The sequence below is a fragment of the Kosakonia pseudosacchari genome, assembly GCF_015167415.1.
Classification (GTDB): domain Bacteria; phylum Pseudomonadota; class Gammaproteobacteria; order Enterobacterales; family Enterobacteriaceae; genus Kosakonia; species Kosakonia pseudosacchari.
On sequence record NZ_CP063425.1, the window covers coordinates 2,875,877 to 2,894,912 of the forward strand.

Below are 19,036 nucleotides of genomic sequence, written 5' to 3' on the forward strand. Positions count from 1 at the left end.
TCATTTAACTGTGTATTTATACAGTATAGTAGCGCGATGAAAAAACCACCGCAAGTGATAAAAGACAGACGCAAACGTTTTCGTTTATACTGCGCGCAAATTTTTTCTAACGGTACAATGCTATGACTCTTTTAGGAACGGCGCTGCGCCCTGCAGCAACACGCGTGATGTTATTAGGCTCTGGCGAACTGGGCAAGGAAGTTGCTATCGAATGCCAGCGTCTGGGTATTGAAGTGATCGCCGTGGATCGCTATCCCGACGCACCAGCGATGCATGTTGCGCATCGCTCGCATGTCATCAATATGCTCGATGGCACAGCGTTGAAAACGCTGGTTGCGCAGGAAAAGCCCCACTTTATCGTGCCGGAGATCGAAGCTATCGCCACCGATACGCTGATTGAACTGGAAGCGCAGGGTCAACATGTTGTCCCCTGCGCACGCGCCACCAGGCTTACGATGAATCGTGAAGGTATCCGCCGCCTGGCGGCTGAAGAGTTACAGTTGCCGACCTCCAGCTATCGCTTTGCCGACAGTGAAGCTGCCTTTCAGCAAGCCGTCGCGGAGATAGGTTTGCCTTGTATTGTAAAGCCGGTGATGAGCTCCTCCGGTAAAGGCCAGAGCTTTATTAAAAGCGCCGATCAGTTAGCAAGCGCCTGGGAATATGCCCAGCAAGGTGGTCGTGCCGGTGCCGGGCGCGTCATTGTTGAAGGCGTGGTCAATTTTGATTTTGAAATCACGCTGCTGACCATCAGCGCCGTCGACGGTGTTCACTTCTGCGCACCAGTCGGTCATCGCCAGGAAGATGGCGACTACCGCGAATCCTGGCAACCGCAGCAAATGTCGCCCCTGGCGCTGGAGCGCGCGCAAGCTATTGCCAGCAAAGTGGTGCTGGCGCTTGGCGGTTACGGTCTGTTTGGCGTTGAGCTTTTTGTTTGCGGCGATGACGTTATCTTTAGCGAAGTTTCTCCGCGCCCGCACGATACCGGCATGGTGACGCTGATTTCGCAGGATCTTTCCGAGTTTGCCCTGCATGTCCGCGCGTTTCTCGGCATGCCCATTGGCGCCATTCGTCAGTATGGACCGTCCGCTTCGGCCGTGATCCTGCCACGCCTGACCAGTCAGAATGTCACCTTTGATAATGTGGACAACGCTGTGGGTGCTGGCGTGCAGTTGCGCCTGTTCGGCAAGCCGGAAATTGCGGGTTCCCGCCGTATGGGGGTCGCGCTGGCTGTGGCAGATAACGTCGAAAAAGCGGTGGAATACGCCGTTGCGGCAGCGGCGGCGGTGAAGGTCAACGGGTAAACTGCCCTTCCTGTAGGGGCGTGAGTATTTACTGAAACGCACAAGGCCCCTTAATAAAGAAGCACCTGCCAGCCCCCTGAGAGTTAACTCTGGGGGCATTAACCAGAATCACATCTTTCGATGTCCGTGACCCAAGACGAGTCAGAGTCATAAAAAAAGCCCGGTCGACGTTATACAACCGGGCTTTTATCAGGCGGGCTTCAGGCCCAGCGAAAATTACTGTTTCGCGCCTTCAACTGCTTCGCGAGCCAGTTTAGTGATGCGATCGTAGTCGCCTGCTTCCAGCGCATCGGCCGGTACCAGCCAAGAACCACCGATGCACAGCACGCTTTTCAGCGCCAGGTAATCACGGTAGTTAGCCGGAGAGATGCCACCAGTCGGGCAGAAACGTACCTGCGAGAACGGACCCGCAATCGCCTGCAGCGCTTTGGTGCCGCCATTGGCTTCCGCCGGGAAGAATTTAAACTCCTTCAGACCGTAGTCCATACCCAGCATCAGTTCAGAAACGGTGCTGATACCCGGGATCAACGGGATAGTGCCTTCGGTCGCGGCTTTCAGCAGCGGCTCGGTCAGGCCCGGGCTGATGGCGAACTGTGCGCCAGCTGCGGTCACTTCTGCCAGTTGCTGCGGGTTCAGCACAGTACCCGCACCGACAATCGCGTCCGGCACTTCCTTCGCGATAGCGCGAATAGCATCGATAGCGCAAGCCGTACGCAGAGTCACTTCCAGAACGCGAACACCACCTGCAACCAGCGCTTTCGCCATTGGTACGGCGTGCTCCAGTTTGTTCACTACGATTACCGGCACTACCGGACCCGTTTTCAGGATTGCTTCTGCACTCGTTTTCCAGTTTTTCATCAGTGTTTTTCTCTCGCCAGAACTAAAATCTTGTCGTCTTAAAAAGTGATACAGGTCGCGCCCTGCTCTGCGCCGGAAAGTTTTTCCCGCAGCGCACCAAACATTTCACGCCCTGTGCCCACGCGCATCGCGCTAAGGTCAGGAATATGTGGCTGACGTGCGGCAAGAACGTTGTCATCAACCAGCAGCGTTAATTCGCCGGTCTGCCCGTTAACCCGAATCATGTCGCCATCATGCACTTTTGCCAGCAACCCGCCATCATATGCTTCTGGTGTAACGTGGATTGCCGACGGCACTTTACCTGATGCCCCTGACAGCCGTCCATCAGTAACTAATGCAATTTTGAAACGGCGGTCCAATAATACACCAAGTGGCGGCATGAGTTTATGTAATTCTGGCATACCGTTCGCTTTTGGCCCCTGATGGCGAACAACCACCACACAATCGCGGTCCAGCAGACCTGCTTCAAAGGCAGGCAGTACGTCATGCTGGCTTTCAAAAACCACCGCCGGCGCTTCAATCACCTGGTTTTCTACCGGAACAGCGGAGGTTTTCATTACCGCACGCCCGAGGTTGCCGCTCAGCACTTTAGTGCCGCCATGTTTAGAAAACGGTTTATCGATGCTGGCGATAACGTTGTCATCCAGCGACGCGGCTGCGCCTTCACGCCAGTCCAGTTCGCCATTATTGAGCCACGGCTCATGGGTATAGCGCGCCAGACCAAAACCTGCGACCGTATTGACATCTTCATGCAGCAGGCCACCTTTCAGCAACTCGCGCAGTAATACCGGAACACCGCCTGCGGCCTGGAAGTGGTTAATATCCGCCGGGCCATTCGGGTAGAGGCGCGCCAGTAAAGGAACAACGTCAGAGAGATCGGAGAAATCATCCCAGTTAATGATGATGCCTGCAGCTCGCGCCATCGCCACCAGATGCATCGTGTGGTTAGTGGACCCCCCGGTCGCCAGAAGCGAAACGATACCGTTGACCACCACTTTTTCATCGATCATTTTGCCAAGCGGCATCCATTCATTGCCGTTACCGGTAAGACGCGTTACCTGACGGGCCGCAGCTTCCGTCAACGCTTTGCGCAACGGCGCATCAGGATGGACAAACGAGGAACCCGGCAACTGCATGCCCATGAACTCAATCACCATCTGGTTGGTATTGGCAGTACCGTAGAAGGTACAGGTGCCTGGAGCGTGATAGGATGCGGCTTCAGATTCCAGCAGAGCCATGCGATCGACTTTGCCCTCAGCATAAAGCTGGCGGATACGCACTTTCTCTTTGTTTGCCAGGCCGCTCGCCATCGGGCCTGATGGCACAAAAAGTGCCGGCAGGTGGCCAAACGACAATGCTGCCATTGCCAGTCCCGGGACGATTTTGTCGCACACGCCAAGATACAGCGCACCATCAAACATGTTGTGCGACAGGCCGACCGCAGCAGACATCGCAATCACTTCGCGGCTCAGTAAGGACAATTCCATCCCGTCCTGGCCTTGCGTTACGCCATCACACATGGCCGGAACACCACCAGCCACCTGCCCAACTGCATTTACTGAATGCAGTGCTTTACGGATGATATCCGGATAAACCTCGTAAGGCTGGTGCGCGGAGAGCATGTCGTTATAAGACGTGATGATCGCAATGTTGTTGCGCAACATGCTTTTGAGGGAGGCTTTATCATCGGGCTGGCAAGCGGCAAAGCCGTGCGCCAGGTTACCACAGGCGAGTGTTGAACGGCGTACGGTATCGCTTTTCGCTTGTTCAATACGTGCCAGATAGGCTGAGCGGGTTTCGCGCGAACGTTCAATAATTCGATTTGTTACGCGTAACATTGTCGGGTTCATAGAGGCTCCTGAAATTTATCTGTCCGGGGAAGCCGCGTTAACAGTGCGATTAGCTTTACGTAACAAGCTGAAAACACCAGAGCGCCGCGCCCCAAAGGCAAAATCGCTTCAGCCAGTGTAATAAAAAAAGCCCCGCTGGTGAATCCAGTCGGGGCTTGAAAGATGAAAAATTGTTCGGATAGCTGAGTTAGATCATGTTACCGGTAAAATTGCGCAACTTTAACCGACAGCAAATCACTCAAACTCGTTCCAGGAACGGCCGTCACGGGTGATCATGGCCACCGAGGCCACTGGCCCCCAGGTTCCCGCCTGGTAAGGTTTCGGCGAGTCGTTATCCGCCGCCCAGGCTTCCGTGATGGAATCGACCCATTTCCAGGCTTCTTCCACTTCGTCACGACGCACGAACAGCGCCTGAATACCGCGCATTGTTTCCAGTAACAGACGCTCATAAGCATCTGCCAGATGTGTCTGATTGAACGTTTCGGAATAGCTCAGATCCAGCTTGGTAATCTGCAAATTATGTTTGTGATCGAGACCCGGCACTTTGTTCAGTACCTGGATATCCACCCCTTCATCCGGCTGCAGACGAATCGTTAGCTTGTTCTGCGGCAGATCCTGCCAGGACTCTTTGAACAGGTTCAGTTCCGGTGTTTTAAAGTACACAACCACTTCAGAACACTTGGTCGGCAGACGCTTACCGGTGCGCAGGTAGAACGGCACCCCCGCCCAACGCCAGTTATCAATGTCGACACGGATAGCAACGAACGTTTCGGTGTTGCTGGTTTTATTCGCGCCCTCTTCTTCCAGATAGCCCGGTACTTTCTTGCCCTGAGCGAAACCGGCGCTGTACTGGCCTCGTACGGTTTTTTCACGCACATTGGTGCGATCAATACGGCGCAGCGACTTCAAGACTTTTACTTTTTCGTCACGAATGCTGTCGGCGCTCAGATCGGACGGCGGCGACATGGCAATCATGCACAGAATTTGCAATAAGTGGTTCTGGATCATATCGCGCATCTGTCCGGCCTGGTCGAAATAGCCCCAGCGCCCTTCAATGCCCACCTCTTCCGCCACGGTGATTTCAACGTGATCGATGGTGCGATTGTCCCAGTTATTGACGAAAAGAGAGTTCGCAAAACGCAGCGCCAGCAGGTTGAGCACCGTCTCTTTACCGAGGTAGTGGTCGATACGATAAACCTGGCACTCTTCGAAAAATTCGCCCACCTGGTCATTGATTTCCCGCGATGTGGCAAGCGAGGTGCCCAGCGGTTTTTCCATCACCACGCGCGCCGGTTTGGCGTTCAGTTTCGCTTCACCCAGGCCTTTGCAGATTGCGCCAAAGGTGCTCGGTGGCATGGCGAAGTAGTTGATGGTGGTACGGTTTTTTTGATCCAGCATCGCACCGAGACGTTTGAAGGCTGACGTATCATTAACGTCCAGATTGCAAAAATCCAGACGACCACTCAGCTTATCCCACAGGCTCTCGTCGATCTTTTCCTTCATAAAGGTTTCAAGCGCTTCGCGAACAACCTTGGTATACGCTTCCTTATCCCAATCAGCGCGGCCCACGCCCAGGATCCGTGTCTCCGGGTGAATCTGGCCCGCTTTTTCCAGTTGGTACAGGGAAGGCAGCAATTTCCGGCGGGCGAGGTCGCCCTTAGCACCGAAAATGACCAGGTCACACGCCTGGGCTGTTTGTATTACCGCCATGTCTTTCTCCTCAGTTGGCTATCCTGGAGCTTCAGCCAGGCCTCAGTTGTAATTTTATTACAGTGCACTGTACTGCTTTTACGTAATTCCCGAAACTGTTAAGCCTTGTCAGGACGTGCGTTATTCTGTTGTGACGAAAAAACTGTTCTTTCGCCCTGATAAAGCGGGATATTTGCCCAATACGCAGTGGGTAAAATCCGACTCTGATCATGTAATGAAAAAAAACAACAACATTTCTCATCACGACTTACCTTTCTGCGCGCCGCAGGGGTAATATCTAGCTAAATCGCATCACGATTCCATCTATTGGTGTAATCGTTTTACCATGAGCGTTTATCACCCATGAATATGCTGGAAAAAATCCAGTCACGGCTGGAACACCTTAGCAAATCCGAGCGTAAAGTGGCGGAAGTGATCCTCGCCGCGCCGGACCAGGCCATCCACTCGAGCATTGCAGCCCTTGCGCAAGAAGCGGATGTCAGCGAACCCACAGTGAACCGTTTCTGCCGCAGCCTTGATACCCGGGGTTTCCCCGATTTCAAACTGCATCTGGCGCAAAGCCTCGCCAATGGCACGCCCTATGTTAATCGAAATGTTGATGAAGATGACAGTGTTGAAGCCTATACCGGCAAAATCTTCGAATCCGCAATGGCCAGTCTCGATCATGTGCGCCAGTCACTGGATATGGCAGCGGTAAATCGCGCCGTAGATTTACTGACGCAGGCAAAAAAAATTGCCTTCTTTGGCCTTGGTTCATCTGCCGCCGTTGCGCACGATGCCATGAACAAATTTTTCCGCTTCAACGTGCCGGTGGTCTACTCCGACGACATTGTGCTGCAACGCATGAGTTGTATGAATTGTAGCGACGATGACGTGGTTGTGTTGATTTCACATACCGGAAGAACCAAGAATTTAGTGGAACTTGCGCAACTGGCGCGTGAAAACGATGCCATGGTGATAGCCCTTACGTCTGCAGGCACGCCGCTGGCGCGTGAGGCAACACTTGCTATCACTCTGGATGTTCCGGAAGATACAGATATTTATATGCCAATGGTTTCTCGTCTTGCGCAACTCACGGTCATTGATGTGCTGGCAACAGGCTTCACATTGCGTCGGGGAGCAAAATTCAGGGATAACTTGAAGCGAGTCAAAGAAGCACTGAAAGAATCGCGCTTTGATAAAGAGCTGCTTATCAAAAGCGATAACCACTAATAGTAAATATAAAAGCGGTAACCTCTTACGCTGTCCGATCTGACGCATCGCCCTTCACAGCAGGGCGCTAAGTGACCGGATTTATGTTCACGCAACACCAAGTTGTTTCAGTCAACGGAGTATTACATGTCCAGAAGGCTTCGCAGAACCAAAATCGTAACCACCTTAGGCCCGGCCACTGACCGCGATAACAACCTTGAGAAGGTGATCGCGGCAGGTGCTAACGTGGTACGTATGAACTTCTCACACGGAACACCTGAAGATCATAAATTACGTGCGGATAAAGTGCGTGAGATTGCGGCAAAACTGGGACGTCATGTTGCTATCCTTGGCGATTTACAAGGGCCAAAAATTCGTGTTTCCACTTTTAAGGAAGGCAAAGTTTTCCTCAACATCGGCGATAAATTCCTGCTTGATGCCAACCTCGGTAAAGGTGAAGGCGACAAAGAAAAAGTGGGCATCGATTATAAAGGTTTGCCTGCCGATGTCGTTCCGGGCGATATCCTGCTGCTCGATGATGGTCGTGTCCAGCTGAAAGTGCTGGAAGTTCAGGGCATGAAAGTGTTTACCGAAGTGACCGTCGGCGGCCCGCTATCGAACAATAAAGGCATCAACAAGCTGGGCGGCGGCCTTTCTGCTGAAGCGCTGACTGAAAAAGACAAAGCGGATATCGTAACAGCCGCATTGATCGGCGTTGACTACCTGGCCGTCTCCTTCCCGCGCTGCGGAGAAGATCTTAACTATGCTCGCCGTCTGGCGCGCGATGCCGGTTGTGATGCCAAAATCGTGGCAAAAGTCGAGCGTGCAGAAGCAGTATGCAATCAGGATGCGATGGATGACGTGATCCTTGCCTCCGACGTGGTCATGGTTGCACGCGGTGATCTCGGGGTTGAAATCGGCGACCCGGAACTGGTTGGTATCCAGAAAGCGCTGATCCGTCGTGCGCGCCAGCTTAACCGTGCAGTGATCACCGCGACACAGATGATGGAATCGATGATCACCAACCCGATGCCAACCCGCGCGGAAGTGATGGACGTTGCCAACGCCGTGTTAGATGGTACCGATGCGGTCATGCTCTCTGCCGAAACTGCAGCAGGCCAGTATCCGTCCGAAACCGTTGCGGCAATGGCTCGTGTATGTCTGGGCGCTGAGAAAATTCCAAGCATCAACGTTTCCAAACACCGCCTGGATATTCAATTCGATAACGTGGAAGAAGCGATTGCCATGTCGGCCATGTATGCGGCAAACCACCTGAAAGGTGTAACCGCTATCATTTCGATGACGGAATCGGGCCGTACCGCGCTGATGACCTCACGCATCAGTTCGGGGTTGCCGATTTTCGCCCTCTCTCGTCATGAACGTACCCTCAACCTGACAGCCCTGTATCGCGGTGTCACCCCGGTCTATTTCGACAGCGTAAATGACGGTGTGACAGCAGCTCACGACGCAGTAAACCTGCTACGCGATAAAGGCTATTTGCTGTCCGGGGATCTGGTTATCGTGACTCAGGGTGACGTGATGAGCACCATCGGCACCACGAACACCACGCGAATTCTGACCGTTGAATAAAGGGTTATAGAAAGCAAAAAGGCCTCTCAATGAGAGGCCTTTTTTATGGGCTATTTTTTCGCAAACAAATCTTTGCGCCTGTAAGGCTCGATCTCACCCGGTTTTCGCGTTTTCAGCAATTTGAGGATCCAGGTATATTGCTCAGGATGCGGAGCGACAAACTTTTCAACTTCTTCGTTCATACGACGGGCAATCGTATTGTCATCAGCGGTGAGCAGGTCGTCCATCGGCGGACGCACCTGAATAATCAGACGGTGTGTTTTCGCGTCATAAACCGGGAACAGCGGCACCACGCGCGCGCGGCACACTTTCATCAAACGGCCAATAGCAGGCAATGTCGCTTTATAGGTTGCAAAGAAATCAACAAACTCACTGTGCTCCGCACCGTGATCCTGGTCCGGGAGATAGTACCCCCAGTAGCCCTGGCGAACCGACTGAATAAAAGGTTTGATACCATCATTACGCGCATGTAAACGTCCGCCAAAACGACGTCGAACGGTGTTCCATACATAATCGAACACTTTGTTGCCCTGATTATGAAACATCGCCGCCATTTTTTGGCCTTGCGATGCCATCAACATCGCCGGGATATCTACGCCCCAACCGTGCGGGACAAGGAAAATCACCTTCTCTTCGTTGCGGTGCATTTCATCAATAATTTCACGACCCTGCCATTCCACACGCGACAGAATCTTTTCCGGGCCACGCAGCGCCAGTTCCGCCATCAGAACCATGGCTTGCGGCGCAGTGGCAAACATCTCGTCAATAATGGCCTCTCTTTCTGCATCGCTCTTTTCAGGGAAGCAGTAGTAGAGGTTGATCTGCGCACGGCGACGCGCGCTTTTGCCGAACTTTCCGGCCAGACGGCCAAGTTTGCCGAGTAGAGGATCACGCACCGACGGCGGGATCAATGCAACGCCCGCAAAAGCCAGCACTCCCAGCCACGCGCCCCAGTAACGCGGATGGCGAAATTCGTTTTCAAACTCAGGAATGTATTCAGCGGTATTTTTTTTCGTTTCCATGCATCTTCCGCAGGCGAGAATCAGTTCACTTAAAGTAATGAGATAGTGTAGCGAGGTGCCATCCATCGCACAAAAGAAAAAGCCGATGCGGTTGAGGCATCGGCTTCAGACGCACATTTGTTAAACGAATCAGTCGACTTTTAACTGAGGTAAAACCTCTTTAACCTGTGCCAGATAATCTTTGCGATCCGACCCGCTTAATCCTTCGGTTCTTGGCAGTTTCGCCGTCAACGGGTTAACAGCTTGCTGGTTGATCCACACTTCATAGTGCAGGTGCGGCCCGGTAGAACGCCCGGTATTCCCGGAGAGCGCAATACGATCGCCACGTTTCACTTTCTGCCCTGGTTTTACCAACAGCTTGCGCAGGTGCATATAGCGCGTGGTGTAGGTGCGCCCATGGCGGATAGCAACATAGTTCCCTGCCGCTCCGCTGCGTTTCGCCACAACGACTTCACCATCCCCTACCGCGAGCACAGGCGTGCCCTGTGGTAATGCGAAATCAACGCCTTTATGCGGCGCAACGCGACCGGTTACCGGGTTCAGACGACGGGGGTCAAAATTCGAAGAGACGCGGAACTGCTTGGATGTCGGGAAACGCAAAAAACCTTTTGCCAGGCCGGTACCATTGCGATCGTAAAATTTGCCGTCTTCCGCGCGGAACGCATAATAATCCTTGCCATCGGAACGCAGACGCACACCAAGCAACTGGCTTTGCTCTTGCTTGCCTTCCAGCATTTCGCGGGACATGAGCACCGAGAATTCATCGCCTTTTTTCAGCTTGCGGAAATCCATCTGCCACTGCATGGCTTTAATCACCGCGCTGATTTCACCGCTGGTTAACCCGGCATCGCGCGCGCTGGAAACAAAACTCCCGCCGACCGTCCCTTTCATCACCGAGTTTACCCAATCGCCCTGCTGCGTTTCGCTACTCATTTTGAAGCCGCCATCAATGCGGTCATAAGTGCGGGTCTCGCGGCGGGACATCTCCCAGGTCAATCTCTGCAAATCGCCGTCTGCGGTCAGCGTCCAGGAGATCTGTTGGCCGATTTTCAGGTTACGCAGTTCTTTATCCGCAGCGGCAAGCTGGCTGATATCACCCATATCAATGCCGTACTGGTTAAGAATGCTGCTCAGCGTATCGCCCGTGGAGACGACATATTCATGTACGCCGGCTTCACTGGATGTTTTCTCATCGAGTTCATCCTGCGGAATAGCGTCAACATCATCATCCGACGCAGTCTGGTCTATAGGTTCGCTGGCCTCCGGCAGCAAAGAGCGAATTTCGCTCTTCGGCAGCTCGATAGCTTTCACAATGGGTGTAACGGATTCGGGGTGGTAAACGTACGGACGCCAAACGGCGACCGTGAGAGTGAGAACTGTAAGCGACCCCAGCATAACGCGGTGGGGTCGGGGCAGATTATTAAATGCCAGGGCGACAGAGCGGGCTATCTGTTGCACGTATTCACTTCCTCGTTATTCTCCTTTCAGGCAGCTCGCATACTGATGTGAAAGTTGGGCAAGGAACTGCGGATAGCTCTCTTTGCCTAACTTGATGCCGATACCGAGCGGATCCAACGTTCCCATTCGAACGGATGTCCCTCTGGCAACAGCTTCTACGACCGCTGGCCTGAACTGTGGCTCAGCAAAAACGCAGGTTGCTTTTTGCTCAACCAACTGTGTTCTGATTTCATGTAAACGCTGCGCACCAGGCTGAATTTCGGGGTTGACGGTGAAGTGACCCAGCGGAGTCAGTCCGTAGTGTTTTTCAAAGTAGCCGTAGGCGTCATGAAAAACGAAATACCCTTTCCCTTTCAGCGGTGCCAGCTCGTTACCGACCTGCTTATCGGACTGGGCTAATGATGCCTCAAATGCTTGCAGGTTGGCGTCCAGCTTGGCTCGACTTTGCGGCATAACTTCCACTAATTTATCGTGGATTGCAACCGCCGACAGCCGCGCAATCTCTGGTGAGAGCCACAGATGCATGTTGTACTCACCGTGATGGTGATGCTCGTCACTTTTTTCGTCCTGATGATGCCCATCATCATGGTCGTGCTCATCCTCATCTGTCCCTTTCATGAGCAGCGTTTTCACGCCATCCAGTTCCGCCATTGTCACTAATTTTTTTGCCGGGATTTGCTGCGCGGAACGCACCATAAAGGCTTCCATTTCGGGCCCGACCCAAAATACTAAGTCCGCGTTCTGTAAGCGTTTTACATCAGACGGGCGCAGGGAATAATCGTGCTCTGATGCACCGTCCGGCAGTAATACTTCCGTTGACGTTACCCCATCGGCTATTGCTGACGCGATAAACCCCAGCGGCTTTAATGACGTTACAACGGCGGCGTTAGCAGTTTGTGCTGCGCCACCGAGAAGCGCAGCGGATAACGCTGCGCAAAGAAGCGTATTTTTATGTAACATAATGCGACTATTAATCGTAATGAATAAGTGGAATGTGATATTATAACATTCGACAACTTGTGCAACCCCATAAATGCTATGACGAATCTTGTAACGCTCGAAAATATCACCGTCGCTTTCGGTCAACGTCGCGTCCTGTCTGATATTTCGCTGAATTTACGTGCCGGTAAAATTTTAACCTTACTGGGCCCTAATGGCGCGGGCAAATCAACGCTGGTGCGCGTTGTGCTTGGGCTTGTAGCACCCGACTCCGGGTTAATCAAGCGTGACAAAACGCTGCGCATCGGATATGTGCCGCAGAAGTTGCATCTTGATGCGACTCTGCCACTCTCCGTTGGCCGCTTTATGCGCCTGCGACCTGGCACTCGTAAAGACGATATTATTCCGGCCCTGAAACGTGTGCAGGCCGCACACCTGGTCGATGCGCCAATGCAAAAACTTTCTGGTGGTGAAACCCAGCGCGTATTGCTCGCGCGAGCGCTGCTCAATCGCCCGCAATTGCTGGTTCTTGATGAGCCAACCCAGGGTGTTGATGTAAATGGCCAGGTGGCGTTGTACAACCTGATTGACCAGTTGCGCAAAGAGCTGGACTGCGCTGTGTTGATGGTTTCTCACGATCTGCACCTGGTTATGGCAAAGACAGATGAAGTGCTCTGCCTGAACCACCATATTTGCTGTTCTGGCACGCCGGAAGTGGTTTCAATGCACCCGGAATTCATCTCCATGTTCGGCCAGCGTGGCGCAGAACAGTTGGGAATTTATCGCCACAATCACAACCACCGCCACGATTTACAGGGCCGCATTGTGCTGCGCCAGGGTAATGGACACTCATGATTGAATTGTTACTGCCCGGCTGGCTTGCCGGGGTTATGCTCGCCTGTGCAGCGGGTCCGCTAGGCTCATTTGTTGTCTGGCGGAGAATGTCATATTTCGGCGATACGCTCGCGCATGCTTCTCTGTTGGGTGTCGCTTTCGGTTTGTTGCTGAACATAAATCCATTTTATGCAGTGATCGCGGTTACGCTGTTACTGGCCGCCGGGCTGGTATGGCTGGAAAAACGGCCGCATCTGGCCATTGATACCCTGCTGGGGATCATGGCGCACAGCGCACTGTCGCTTGGCCTGGTTGTTGTCAGCCTGATGTCGAATATTCGTGTCGATTTAATGGCCTATCTGTTCGGGGATTTGCTGGCAGTAACGCCTGGCGACCTGGTGGCGATCGCCCTGGGCGTTCTCGTGGTACTGGGGATTCTGTTCTGGCAATGGCGCAACCTGCTGTCGATGACCATCAGCCCCGAGCTGGCATTTGTTGATGGCGTGAAGCTGCAACGCGTGAAGCTGCTGCTGATGCTGGTCACCGCATTAACGATTGGCGTTGCCATGAAATTCGTCGGAGCACTGATCATCACCTCCCTGTTGATTATCCCTGCCGCGACAGCGCGGCGCTTCGCACGTACGCCGGAACAAATGGCGGGTATTGCAGTCGGTATAGGGATGATCGCCGTCACCGGCGGACTGACATTTTCAGCCTTTTATGACACGCCCGCAGGTCCATCCGTGGTGTTGTGCGCGGCGCTGCTGTTTATCTTCAGCATGATGAAGAAACCCGCCAGCTAAAGCGAAAGGCCGAAAGCTAATGCTCTCCGGCCTTTAATGTTATGGCATTTGCGGCGGCGTAATACCGAAGTGGTTCCACGCTCTGACTGTTGCCATCCGACCACGCGGCGTACGCTGCAAAAAGCCCTGCTGGATGAGATACGGCTCCAGCACATCCTCAATCGTTTCACGCTCTTCGCCAATGGCTGCCGCCAGGTTGTCCAGCCCGACCGGGCCACCGAAGAACTTGTCGATAACAGCTAATAGCAGTTTACGATCCATATAGTCGAACCCTTCGGCATCGACATTCAGCATGTCGAGCGCCTGGGCCGCGATATCAGCGGTAATGTCGCCGTTGTGTTTCACTTCGGCGAAATCGCGCACACGACGCAACAGACGATTCGCAATACGCGGCGTTCCACGCGAGCGTCGCGCCACTTCCAGCGCCCCCTCATCGCTCATCTCCAGCCCCATATAGCGCGCGCTGCGCCCCACAATATGCTGTAAATCCGCGACCTGATAGAACTCAAGACGCTGCACAATACCGAAACGATCGCGCAGCGGCGACGTAAGCGAACCCGCGCGCGTTGTCGCGCCTATCAGGGTAAACGGCGGTAAATCGATTTTTATCGAACGTGCCGCTGGCCCTTCACCAATCATGATATCCAGTTGGTAATCTTCCATTGCCGGATAAAGCACCTCTTCGACAACCGGCGAGAGGCGGTGGATTTCATCGATAAACAACACATCATGCGGCTCGAGGTTAGTGAGCATCGCGGCAAGATCGCCCGCTTTTTCCAGCACTGGCCCTGAGGTTGTGCGCAGATTGACTCCCATCTCGTTTGCCACGATATTCGCCAGCGTCGTTTTACCTAAGCCTGGCGGGCCGAAGATAAGCAGATGGTCCAGCGCGTCACCGCGCAGCTTTGCCGCCTGGATAAAGATCTCCATTTGCGAGCGCACCTGCGGCTGACCGATATACTCGTCGAGCATTTTCGGACGAATAGCGCGGTCCGCGACTTCCTCTATATTGATGCTGGCGGGCGTGACCAGACGGTCTGCTTCAATCATCCTCTACCTCACAACGCCGCGCGCAGCGCTTCGCGGATCAGGGTTTCACTGTTGGCGTCCGGACGCGCAAGCTTACTTACCATCCGGCTGGCTTCCTGAGGTTTATAGCCCAACGCCACCAGCGCAGCAACGGCTTCTTGCTCTGCATTATCCGTCGCCGGGCTCGCCGGAGAGGCCAGCACCAAATCTGCTGCCGGGGTGAAGAGATCGCCGTGCAGACCTTTAAAGCGATCTTTCATCTCGACAATCAAACGCTCGGCAGTTTTCTTCCCTATTCCTGGCAATTTGACCAGTGCAGCAGGATCTTCGCGTTCGACGGCGTTAACGAACTGCTGCGCCGACATGCCGGACAAAATCGCCAGCGCCAGTTTTGGCCCAACGCCATTGGTTTTGATGAGTTCACGGAACAGTGTCCGTTCCTGCTTGTTATTAAAGCCGTACAACAGCTGAGCATCTTCGCGTACTACAAACTGTGTAAAAACAACCGCTTCTTTTCCGGCGTCCGGGAGTTCATAAAAGCAGGTCATCGGCATATGGACTTCATACCCCACGCCCCCGACTTCCAGCAGAACCAACGGGGGTTGTTTTTCTACAATGATGCCTCTGAGTCTGCCTATCACATGACGCTCCTGCGTTAACGGCCGAAAGTGTAATGCCGTATGATAAAAAAAGGCTGGATAGATATCCAGCCGAATATACAGGAAAACGCGAGCGCGGTTCAGGAATTCGCGTAATAGGCCGCATCCGCAAGATCGGTGAGCAAATCGCGTTGCGCAGGGTGCCAGTCTAAAACGTCGCGGGTTCGCTCGCTGGACGCCGACATTTCCGCTGCGGCAAAGGTGGCAAACCAGCCAAAATGATCGGCGCTGCGTGATTCAGCGGGCAAACCCAGCATGTTGCCAATGGCGATAGCAATCTCCCGCATCGCGATCCCCTCCTCAGCTACCGCATGGTATACCGTTTCCGTTACGCCACTTTCCAGCACCAGCCGGTAGAGCGTCGCCGCATCAGAACGATGCACCGCCGCCCAGCGATTGTTGCCCTCGCCCGGCCAGGCGGATACACCGGTTTTCTTCGCCAGCGCGATCAAAATCGGGATAAAACCGTGATCGCCTACGCCATGAACGGTGGGTGCCAGACGCACACTGGCGGCCCGGACACCTTTTTCGGCCAGCGCCAGTGCGGCCAGTTCGGAACGGCGCAGGTAATCCGGCGCGCTGACAGGTTTATCTTGTTCAGTTGCTGGTCGCCCCTGAACCAGTCTTGCCAGCCCTGACGTCACCAGTAACGGGCGTTCGCTGCCGAGTAGCGCCTCCCCCATCACTTCAATGGCGCGCCTGTCCTGTTGGCAATTTTCCGCAAAACGTGAAAAGTCATGATTAAAGGCGGTATGGATCACTGCATCCGCACGCGACGCTGCGTCAAACAAGACGGAATGATCATCCAGCGTTCCGGAAACTACCTGTCCTCCGGCGGCCAGCAGCGCCTGTGCTTTATCCGCATTTCTTGCCAGGCCGCTCACCTGGTGCCCGGCAGCAATCAACTCTGCCGCCACTTTTGCGCCGACCCAACCGGTCGCGCCCGTTAAAAAAACATGCATGCGTGTGCCTCCTGATGTTGACTCGCGCCGTTATCCTTATAAATATCCATCAAGGTGAAAAGTAGTGAGTTTATCGGGGTATAAGGACTAACAGGATGCAGAGCGTTACTCAGCCTAAAGATCTGGGCAGTTATCTCAAATCGCGCCGCGCGCAACTTGACCCCGTGGCGCTGGGTTTTCACACCGCGCGGCGGCGTACGCCGGGGCTGCGCCGTGAAGAGGTGGCGCATCTGGCCTGTATTAGCGCGACCTGGTACACCTGGCTTGAGCAAGGGCGTGGCGGTACGCCGTCAGCCGAAGTGCTGGAACGTATTTGCCAGGCACTACGCCTTTCACAGCCTGAACGTGAACATGTTTTTCATCTGGCGTTAGGTCGTGCTCCGGGTATGCATTACCAGGCGAGAGGGACGGTGACGGAGAGGCTGCAAAAGGTGCTGGACTGTATGCACCTGAGCCCGGCGATGATCCGCAATGCGACCTGGGATGTGCTCGCCTGGAACAAAGCCGCCACGGTGGTGTTATCCGATTACCCGAACCAGCCTGCGCACGAGCGCAATATTCTGCGGCGCATCTTTCTTAATCCGCAGGCGCGCGCCGCGCAGGCCGACTGGCACGCGCTCGCCCGCTTTCTTGTCGCTGCTTTTCGCGCAGACGCCACCCGTGCCGGAGCGTCCATTGAAATTCGCCCGCTGGTTGAAGAACTAAGCGCGGCTTCATCTGAGTTTGCCGAACTGTGGCGCAGCAATGATATTGACATGATGGGAGAAGGTACAAAAATTCTGCTTCATCGCGAAGCAGGCCGCTTATCGCTGGAGTTTTCGAGTTTCTCGGTGGAGGGACAACCGGACCTGACGATGGTGGTCTATAACCCGTCAACGCAGGAAGACGCGGATAAAATCCGCTCACTGCTATAAAAAAAGCGCCGGTAAACCGGCGCTTTTTAGCGTAATCGTCCGCGAGCCAGATTGAGCCTTGTGCTGCTCACCTGCAACGCATTCTGGCTGACATGGCAATGCGTGATGGCGATAGCCAGCGCATCTGCCGCATCCGCCTGCGGGTTAGCGGGTAGTTTCAGCAGCGTTCGCACCATGTGTTGCACCTGGCTTTTTTCGGCGCTACCAATCCCCACCACCGTCTGTTTTACCTGCCGTGCGGCGTATTCAAACACCGGTAAATCCTGATTCACAGCAGCGACAATCGCCACACCGCGCGCTTGCCCCAGCTTGAGTGCCGAATCGGCGTTTTTCGCCATAAATACCTGTTCGATAGCGAAAAAATCCGGCTGGAACTGGGTGATAATCTCCGTCACGCCTGCATAAATCAGCTTCAGACGCGACGGTAAATCATCCACTTTGGTACGGATACAACCGCTGCCCAGATAGGTCAATTGCCGTCCCGTCTGGCGGATCACGCCGTAACCGGTGACGCGCGAACCCGGATCGATACCGAGAATAATCGCCATTATGCGTCTCCGGTTACATGCGTATCAATCAGCGACATTAGAGTGTCGCCGCAACCTCATCAGAGATCTCACCGTTGTGATAAACCTCCTGCACGTCGTCGCAATCTTCCAGCATATCGATCAGACGCAGCAGTTTCGGCGCGGTTTCCGCGTCCATGTCGGCTTTGGTTGACGGGATCATGGAGACTTCAGCGTTGTCCGCTTTCAGACCCGCAGCTTCCAGTGCATCACGCACTGCGCCCATCTCTTCCCACGCGGTATAAACGTCGATTGCGCCATCGTCAAACGTCACCACGTCTTCAGCACCAGCTTCAAGTGCTGCTTCCATAATGGTGTCTTCGTCACCAGCTTCGAAGGAGATCACCCCTTTTTTGCTGAACAGATAGGCGACAGAACCGTCAGTACCGAGGTTCCCACCGCATTTGCTGAAAGCATGACGCACTTCCGCCACGGTACGGTTGCGGTTGTCACTCAGACACTCCACCATCACCGCCGTGCCGCCAGGACCATAGCCTTCATAAATGATGGTTTCCATGTTCGCGTCATCATCACCACCCACACCACGTGCGATAGCACGGTTTAAAGTGTCGCGGGTCATGTTGTTAGACAGCGCTTTATCAACCGCCGCACGCAGGCGCGGGTTAGAACCGATATCACCGCCGCCCAGACGAGCAGCCGTTACCAGTTCACGGATGATTTTGGTAAAGATCTTACCGCGTTTAGCATCCTGTGCCGCTTTGCGGTGTTTGGTGTTGGCCCATTTACTATGACCTGCCATAAAAAACTCTCCAATAAAGCCTTTTCCCGGCGGCTTTCAGCCCTCTGGCTCATTGGCTGCTCCCGATCGTACCCCTTGCTTACCGCAGTAAGCACCTGGCGACGCCGGGGTTGCCATTTTCCTGAGAACTGAAATTTCAGGGAAATTAGTCGGCGTTAATAACAAATTCTTCAATCGCCTGCCGGTTGCTCCATGACTTGGTTAATGCCGCCGCTGCCGGGGCATCAAGCCAGCGGTACGCCAGATGTTCACTAAAAACAATCTGGCGTTCATGGGGCAGCGCAAGACAAAACCAGGATTCGGTATTGTGCGTAACGCCCGGCGCATAGCGATGACGTAAATGACTAAATATTTCAAACTCCACCGTGCGCTGACAGTCGACTAAGGTCAGTTGCTCGCAAGCAATATCGATGTCGACCTCTTCCTTTACTTCACGCATGGCGGCTTGCGACGCAACTTCTCCTGCTTCGAGACTGCCGGTCACCGACTGCCAGAAATCAGGATCGTCGCGTCGCTGCAACATCAGCACCCGTTTCGTGTCCTCGGCGTAAATCACCACCAGCACAGAAACAGGGTGCTTAAAGGCCATC

Annotated in this window: 18 protein-coding genes; 6 read left to right on the forward strand and 12 right to left on the reverse strand. The window is 54.0% G+C overall.

What is annotated here, in order from left to right; all coding sequences use genetic code 11:
* Positions 1–122: 122 nt before the first annotated feature.
* A complete protein-coding gene (gene purT / locus IP581_RS13535; RefSeq protein ID WP_193820616.1) occupies positions 123–1,301 on the forward strand; it encodes a formate-dependent phosphoribosylglycinamide formyltransferase in 1,179 nt (392 codons plus the stop codon).
* A 216-nt stretch (positions 1,302–1,517) separates the two neighbouring features.
* On the opposite strand, the gene kdgA is transcribed toward purT, so the two are convergent.
* The 3 genes from kdgA to zwf form a co-directional block, all read right to left on the reverse strand.
* A complete protein-coding gene (kdgA, locus tag IP581_RS13540; protein ID WP_193820617.1) occupies positions 1,518–2,159 on the reverse strand; it encodes a bifunctional 4-hydroxy-2-oxoglutarate aldolase/2-dehydro-3-deoxy-phosphogluconate aldolase in 642 nt (213 codons plus the stop codon).
* Between the two features lie 38 nt (positions 2,160–2,197).
* Positions 2,198–4,009 carry a phosphogluconate dehydratase gene (edd, locus tag IP581_RS13545; protein ID WP_193820618.1) on the reverse strand — a complete coding sequence of 604 codons (1,812 nt, stop codon included), beginning with the start codon at positions 4,007–4,009 and terminating at the stop codon, positions 2,198–2,200.
* 234 nt (positions 4,010–4,243) lie between these two features.
* Complete coding sequence (zwf, locus tag IP581_RS13550; protein WP_086874068.1) at positions 4,244–5,719, reverse strand: glucose-6-phosphate dehydrogenase; 1,476 nt, start codon at positions 5,717–5,719, stop codon at positions 4,244–4,246.
* 342 nt (positions 5,720–6,061) lie between these two features.
* On the opposite strand from zwf, the gene IP581_RS13555 reads away from it, so the two are divergent.
* Together IP581_RS13555 and pyk are read left to right on the forward strand one after the other, a co-directional pair.
* Positions 6,062–6,931 (forward strand): MurR/RpiR family transcriptional regulator, encoded by an 870-nt coding sequence (locus IP581_RS13555; protein WP_017456940.1) that lies wholly within the window; start codon positions 6,062–6,064, stop codon positions 6,929–6,931.
* A gap of 126 nt (positions 6,932–7,057) precedes the next feature.
* Complete coding sequence (pyk, locus tag IP581_RS13560; protein ID WP_017456939.1) at positions 7,058–8,500, forward strand: pyruvate kinase; 1,443 nt, start codon at positions 7,058–7,060, stop codon at positions 8,498–8,500.
* 50 nt (positions 8,501–8,550) lie between these two features.
* Here the strand turns inward: pyk and lpxM are convergent, their stop codons facing one another.
* The 3 genes from lpxM to znuA all read right to left on the reverse strand — a co-directional run bounded on the left by lpxM (position 8,551) and on the right by znuA (position 11,940).
* Complete coding sequence (gene lpxM, locus IP581_RS13565; RefSeq protein ID WP_086874067.1) at positions 8,551–9,522, reverse strand: lauroyl-Kdo(2)-lipid IV(A) myristoyltransferase; 972 nt, start codon at positions 9,520–9,522, stop codon at positions 8,551–8,553.
* Positions 9,523–9,651: 129 nt separating this feature from the next.
* Entirely contained in the window at positions 9,652–10,980 is a 1,329-nt protein-coding gene (gene mepM, locus IP581_RS13570) for a murein DD-endopeptidase MepM (RefSeq protein WP_086874066.1), read from the reverse strand.
* A 15-nt stretch (positions 10,981–10,995) separates the two neighbouring features.
* A complete protein-coding gene (gene znuA, locus IP581_RS13575) occupies positions 10,996–11,940 on the reverse strand; it encodes a zinc ABC transporter substrate-binding protein ZnuA (protein ID WP_193822700.1) in 945 nt (314 codons plus the stop codon).
* A gap of 78 nt (positions 11,941–12,018) precedes the next feature.
* Here znuA and znuC point away from each other — a divergent pair, with 78 nt between their 5' ends.
* Complete coding sequence (gene znuC / locus IP581_RS13580) at positions 12,019–12,774, forward strand: zinc ABC transporter ATP-binding protein ZnuC (protein WP_193820619.1); 756 nt, start codon at positions 12,019–12,021, stop codon at positions 12,772–12,774.
* Complete coding sequence (gene znuB / locus IP581_RS13585; RefSeq protein WP_086874064.1) at positions 12,771–13,556, forward strand: zinc ABC transporter permease subunit ZnuB; 786 nt, start codon at positions 12,771–12,773, stop codon at positions 13,554–13,556. The genes znuC and znuB overlap by 4 nt, the downstream gene beginning before the upstream one ends.
* 39 nt (positions 13,557–13,595) lie before the next feature.
* Here the strand turns inward: znuB and ruvB are convergent, their stop codons facing one another.
* The 3 genes from ruvB to IP581_RS13600 form a co-directional block, all read right to left on the reverse strand.
* Positions 13,596–14,606, reverse strand: a complete 1,011-nt coding sequence (gene ruvB, locus IP581_RS13590; RefSeq protein ID WP_086874063.1) for a Holliday junction branch migration DNA helicase RuvB — start codon at positions 14,604–14,606, stop codon at positions 13,596–13,598.
* 8 nt (positions 14,607–14,614) lie between these two features.
* Positions 14,615–15,226: a Holliday junction branch migration protein RuvA gene (ruvA, locus tag IP581_RS13595; RefSeq protein WP_193820620.1), complete on the reverse strand. Its 612-nt coding sequence runs from the start codon at positions 15,224–15,226 to the stop codon at positions 14,615–14,617.
* Between the two features lie 98 nt (positions 15,227–15,324).
* Complete coding sequence (locus tag IP581_RS13600; protein ID WP_193820621.1) at positions 15,325–16,206, reverse strand: SDR family oxidoreductase; 882 nt, start codon at positions 16,204–16,206, stop codon at positions 15,325–15,327.
* Between the two features lie 95 nt (positions 16,207–16,301).
* On the opposite strand from IP581_RS13600, the gene IP581_RS13605 reads away from it, so the two are divergent.
* Positions 16,302–17,120, forward strand: a complete 819-nt coding sequence (locus IP581_RS13605) for a helix-turn-helix transcriptional regulator (protein ID WP_193820622.1) — start codon at positions 16,302–16,304, stop codon at positions 17,118–17,120.
* 26 nt (positions 17,121–17,146) lie between these two features.
* Here the strand turns inward: IP581_RS13605 and ruvC are convergent, their stop codons facing one another.
* The 3 genes from ruvC to nudB all read right to left on the reverse strand — a co-directional run bounded on the left by ruvC (position 17,147) and on the right by nudB (position 19,035).
* Positions 17,147–17,668, reverse strand: a complete 522-nt coding sequence (gene ruvC, locus IP581_RS13610) for a crossover junction endodeoxyribonuclease RuvC (RefSeq protein WP_020454125.1) — start codon at positions 17,666–17,668, stop codon at positions 17,147–17,149.
* A 37-nt stretch (positions 17,669–17,705) separates the two neighbouring features.
* Complete coding sequence (locus IP581_RS13615; RefSeq protein ID WP_007371580.1) at positions 17,706–18,446, reverse strand: YebC/PmpR family DNA-binding transcriptional regulator; 741 nt, start codon at positions 18,444–18,446, stop codon at positions 17,706–17,708.
* A 145-nt stretch (positions 18,447–18,591) separates the two neighbouring features.
* On the reverse strand, positions 18,592–19,035 hold the full coding sequence (gene nudB / locus IP581_RS13620; protein WP_020454127.1) for a dihydroneopterin triphosphate diphosphatase: 444 nt from the start codon (positions 19,033–19,035) through the stop codon (positions 18,592–18,594).
* Position 19,036 lies beyond the last annotated feature (1 nt).

What these genes read in the sequence shown, in the direction of transcription:
- purT (WP_193820616.1), top strand. Translation starts at nt 123, where the DNA reads ATGACTCTTTTAGGAACGGCGCTGCGCCCTGCAGCAACACGCGTGATG.
- kdgA (WP_193820617.1), bottom strand. Translation starts at nt 2,159, where the DNA reads ATGAAAAACTGGAAAACGAGTGCAGAAGCAATCCTGAAAACGGGTCCG.
- edd (WP_193820618.1), bottom strand. Translation starts at nt 4,009, where the DNA reads ATGAACCCGACAATGTTACGCGTAACAAATCGAATTATTGAACGTTCG.
- zwf (WP_086874068.1), bottom strand. Translation starts at nt 5,719, where the DNA reads ATGGCGGTAATACAAACAGCCCAGGCGTGTGACCTGGTCATTTTCGGT.
- IP581_RS13555 (WP_017456940.1), top strand. Translation starts at nt 6,062, where the DNA reads ATGAATATGCTGGAAAAAATCCAGTCACGGCTGGAACACCTTAGCAAA.
- pyk (WP_017456939.1), top strand. Translation starts at nt 7,058, where the DNA reads ATGTCCAGAAGGCTTCGCAGAACCAAAATCGTAACCACCTTAGGCCCG.
- lpxM (WP_086874067.1), bottom strand. Translation starts at nt 9,522, where the DNA reads ATGGAAACGAAAAAAAATACCGCTGAATACATTCCTGAGTTTGAAAAC.
- znuA (WP_193822700.1), bottom strand. Translation starts at nt 11,940, where the DNA reads ATGTTACATAAAAATACGCTTCTTTGCGCAGCGTTATCCGCTGCGCTT.
- znuC (WP_193820619.1), top strand. Translation starts at nt 12,019, where the DNA reads ATGACGAATCTTGTAACGCTCGAAAATATCACCGTCGCTTTCGGTCAA.
- znuB (WP_086874064.1), top strand. Translation starts at nt 12,771, where the DNA reads ATGATTGAATTGTTACTGCCCGGCTGGCTTGCCGGGGTTATGCTCGCC.
- ruvB (WP_086874063.1), bottom strand. Translation starts at nt 14,606, where the DNA reads ATGATTGAAGCAGACCGTCTGGTCACGCCCGCCAGCATCAATATAGAG.
- IP581_RS13600 (WP_193820621.1), bottom strand. Translation starts at nt 16,206, where the DNA reads ATGCATGTTTTTTTAACGGGCGCGACCGGTTGGGTCGGCGCAAAAGTG.
- IP581_RS13605 (WP_193820622.1), top strand. Translation starts at nt 16,302, where the DNA reads ATGCAGAGCGTTACTCAGCCTAAAGATCTGGGCAGTTATCTCAAATCG.
- ruvC (WP_020454125.1), bottom strand. Translation starts at nt 17,668, where the DNA reads ATGGCGATTATTCTCGGTATCGATCCGGGTTCGCGCGTCACCGGTTAC.
- IP581_RS13615 (WP_007371580.1), bottom strand. Translation starts at nt 18,446, where the DNA reads ATGGCAGGTCATAGTAAATGGGCCAACACCAAACACCGCAAAGCGGCA.
- nudB (WP_020454127.1), bottom strand. Translation starts at nt 19,035, where the DNA reads ATGGCCTTTAAGCACCCTGTTTCTGTGCTGGTGGTGATTTACGCCGAG.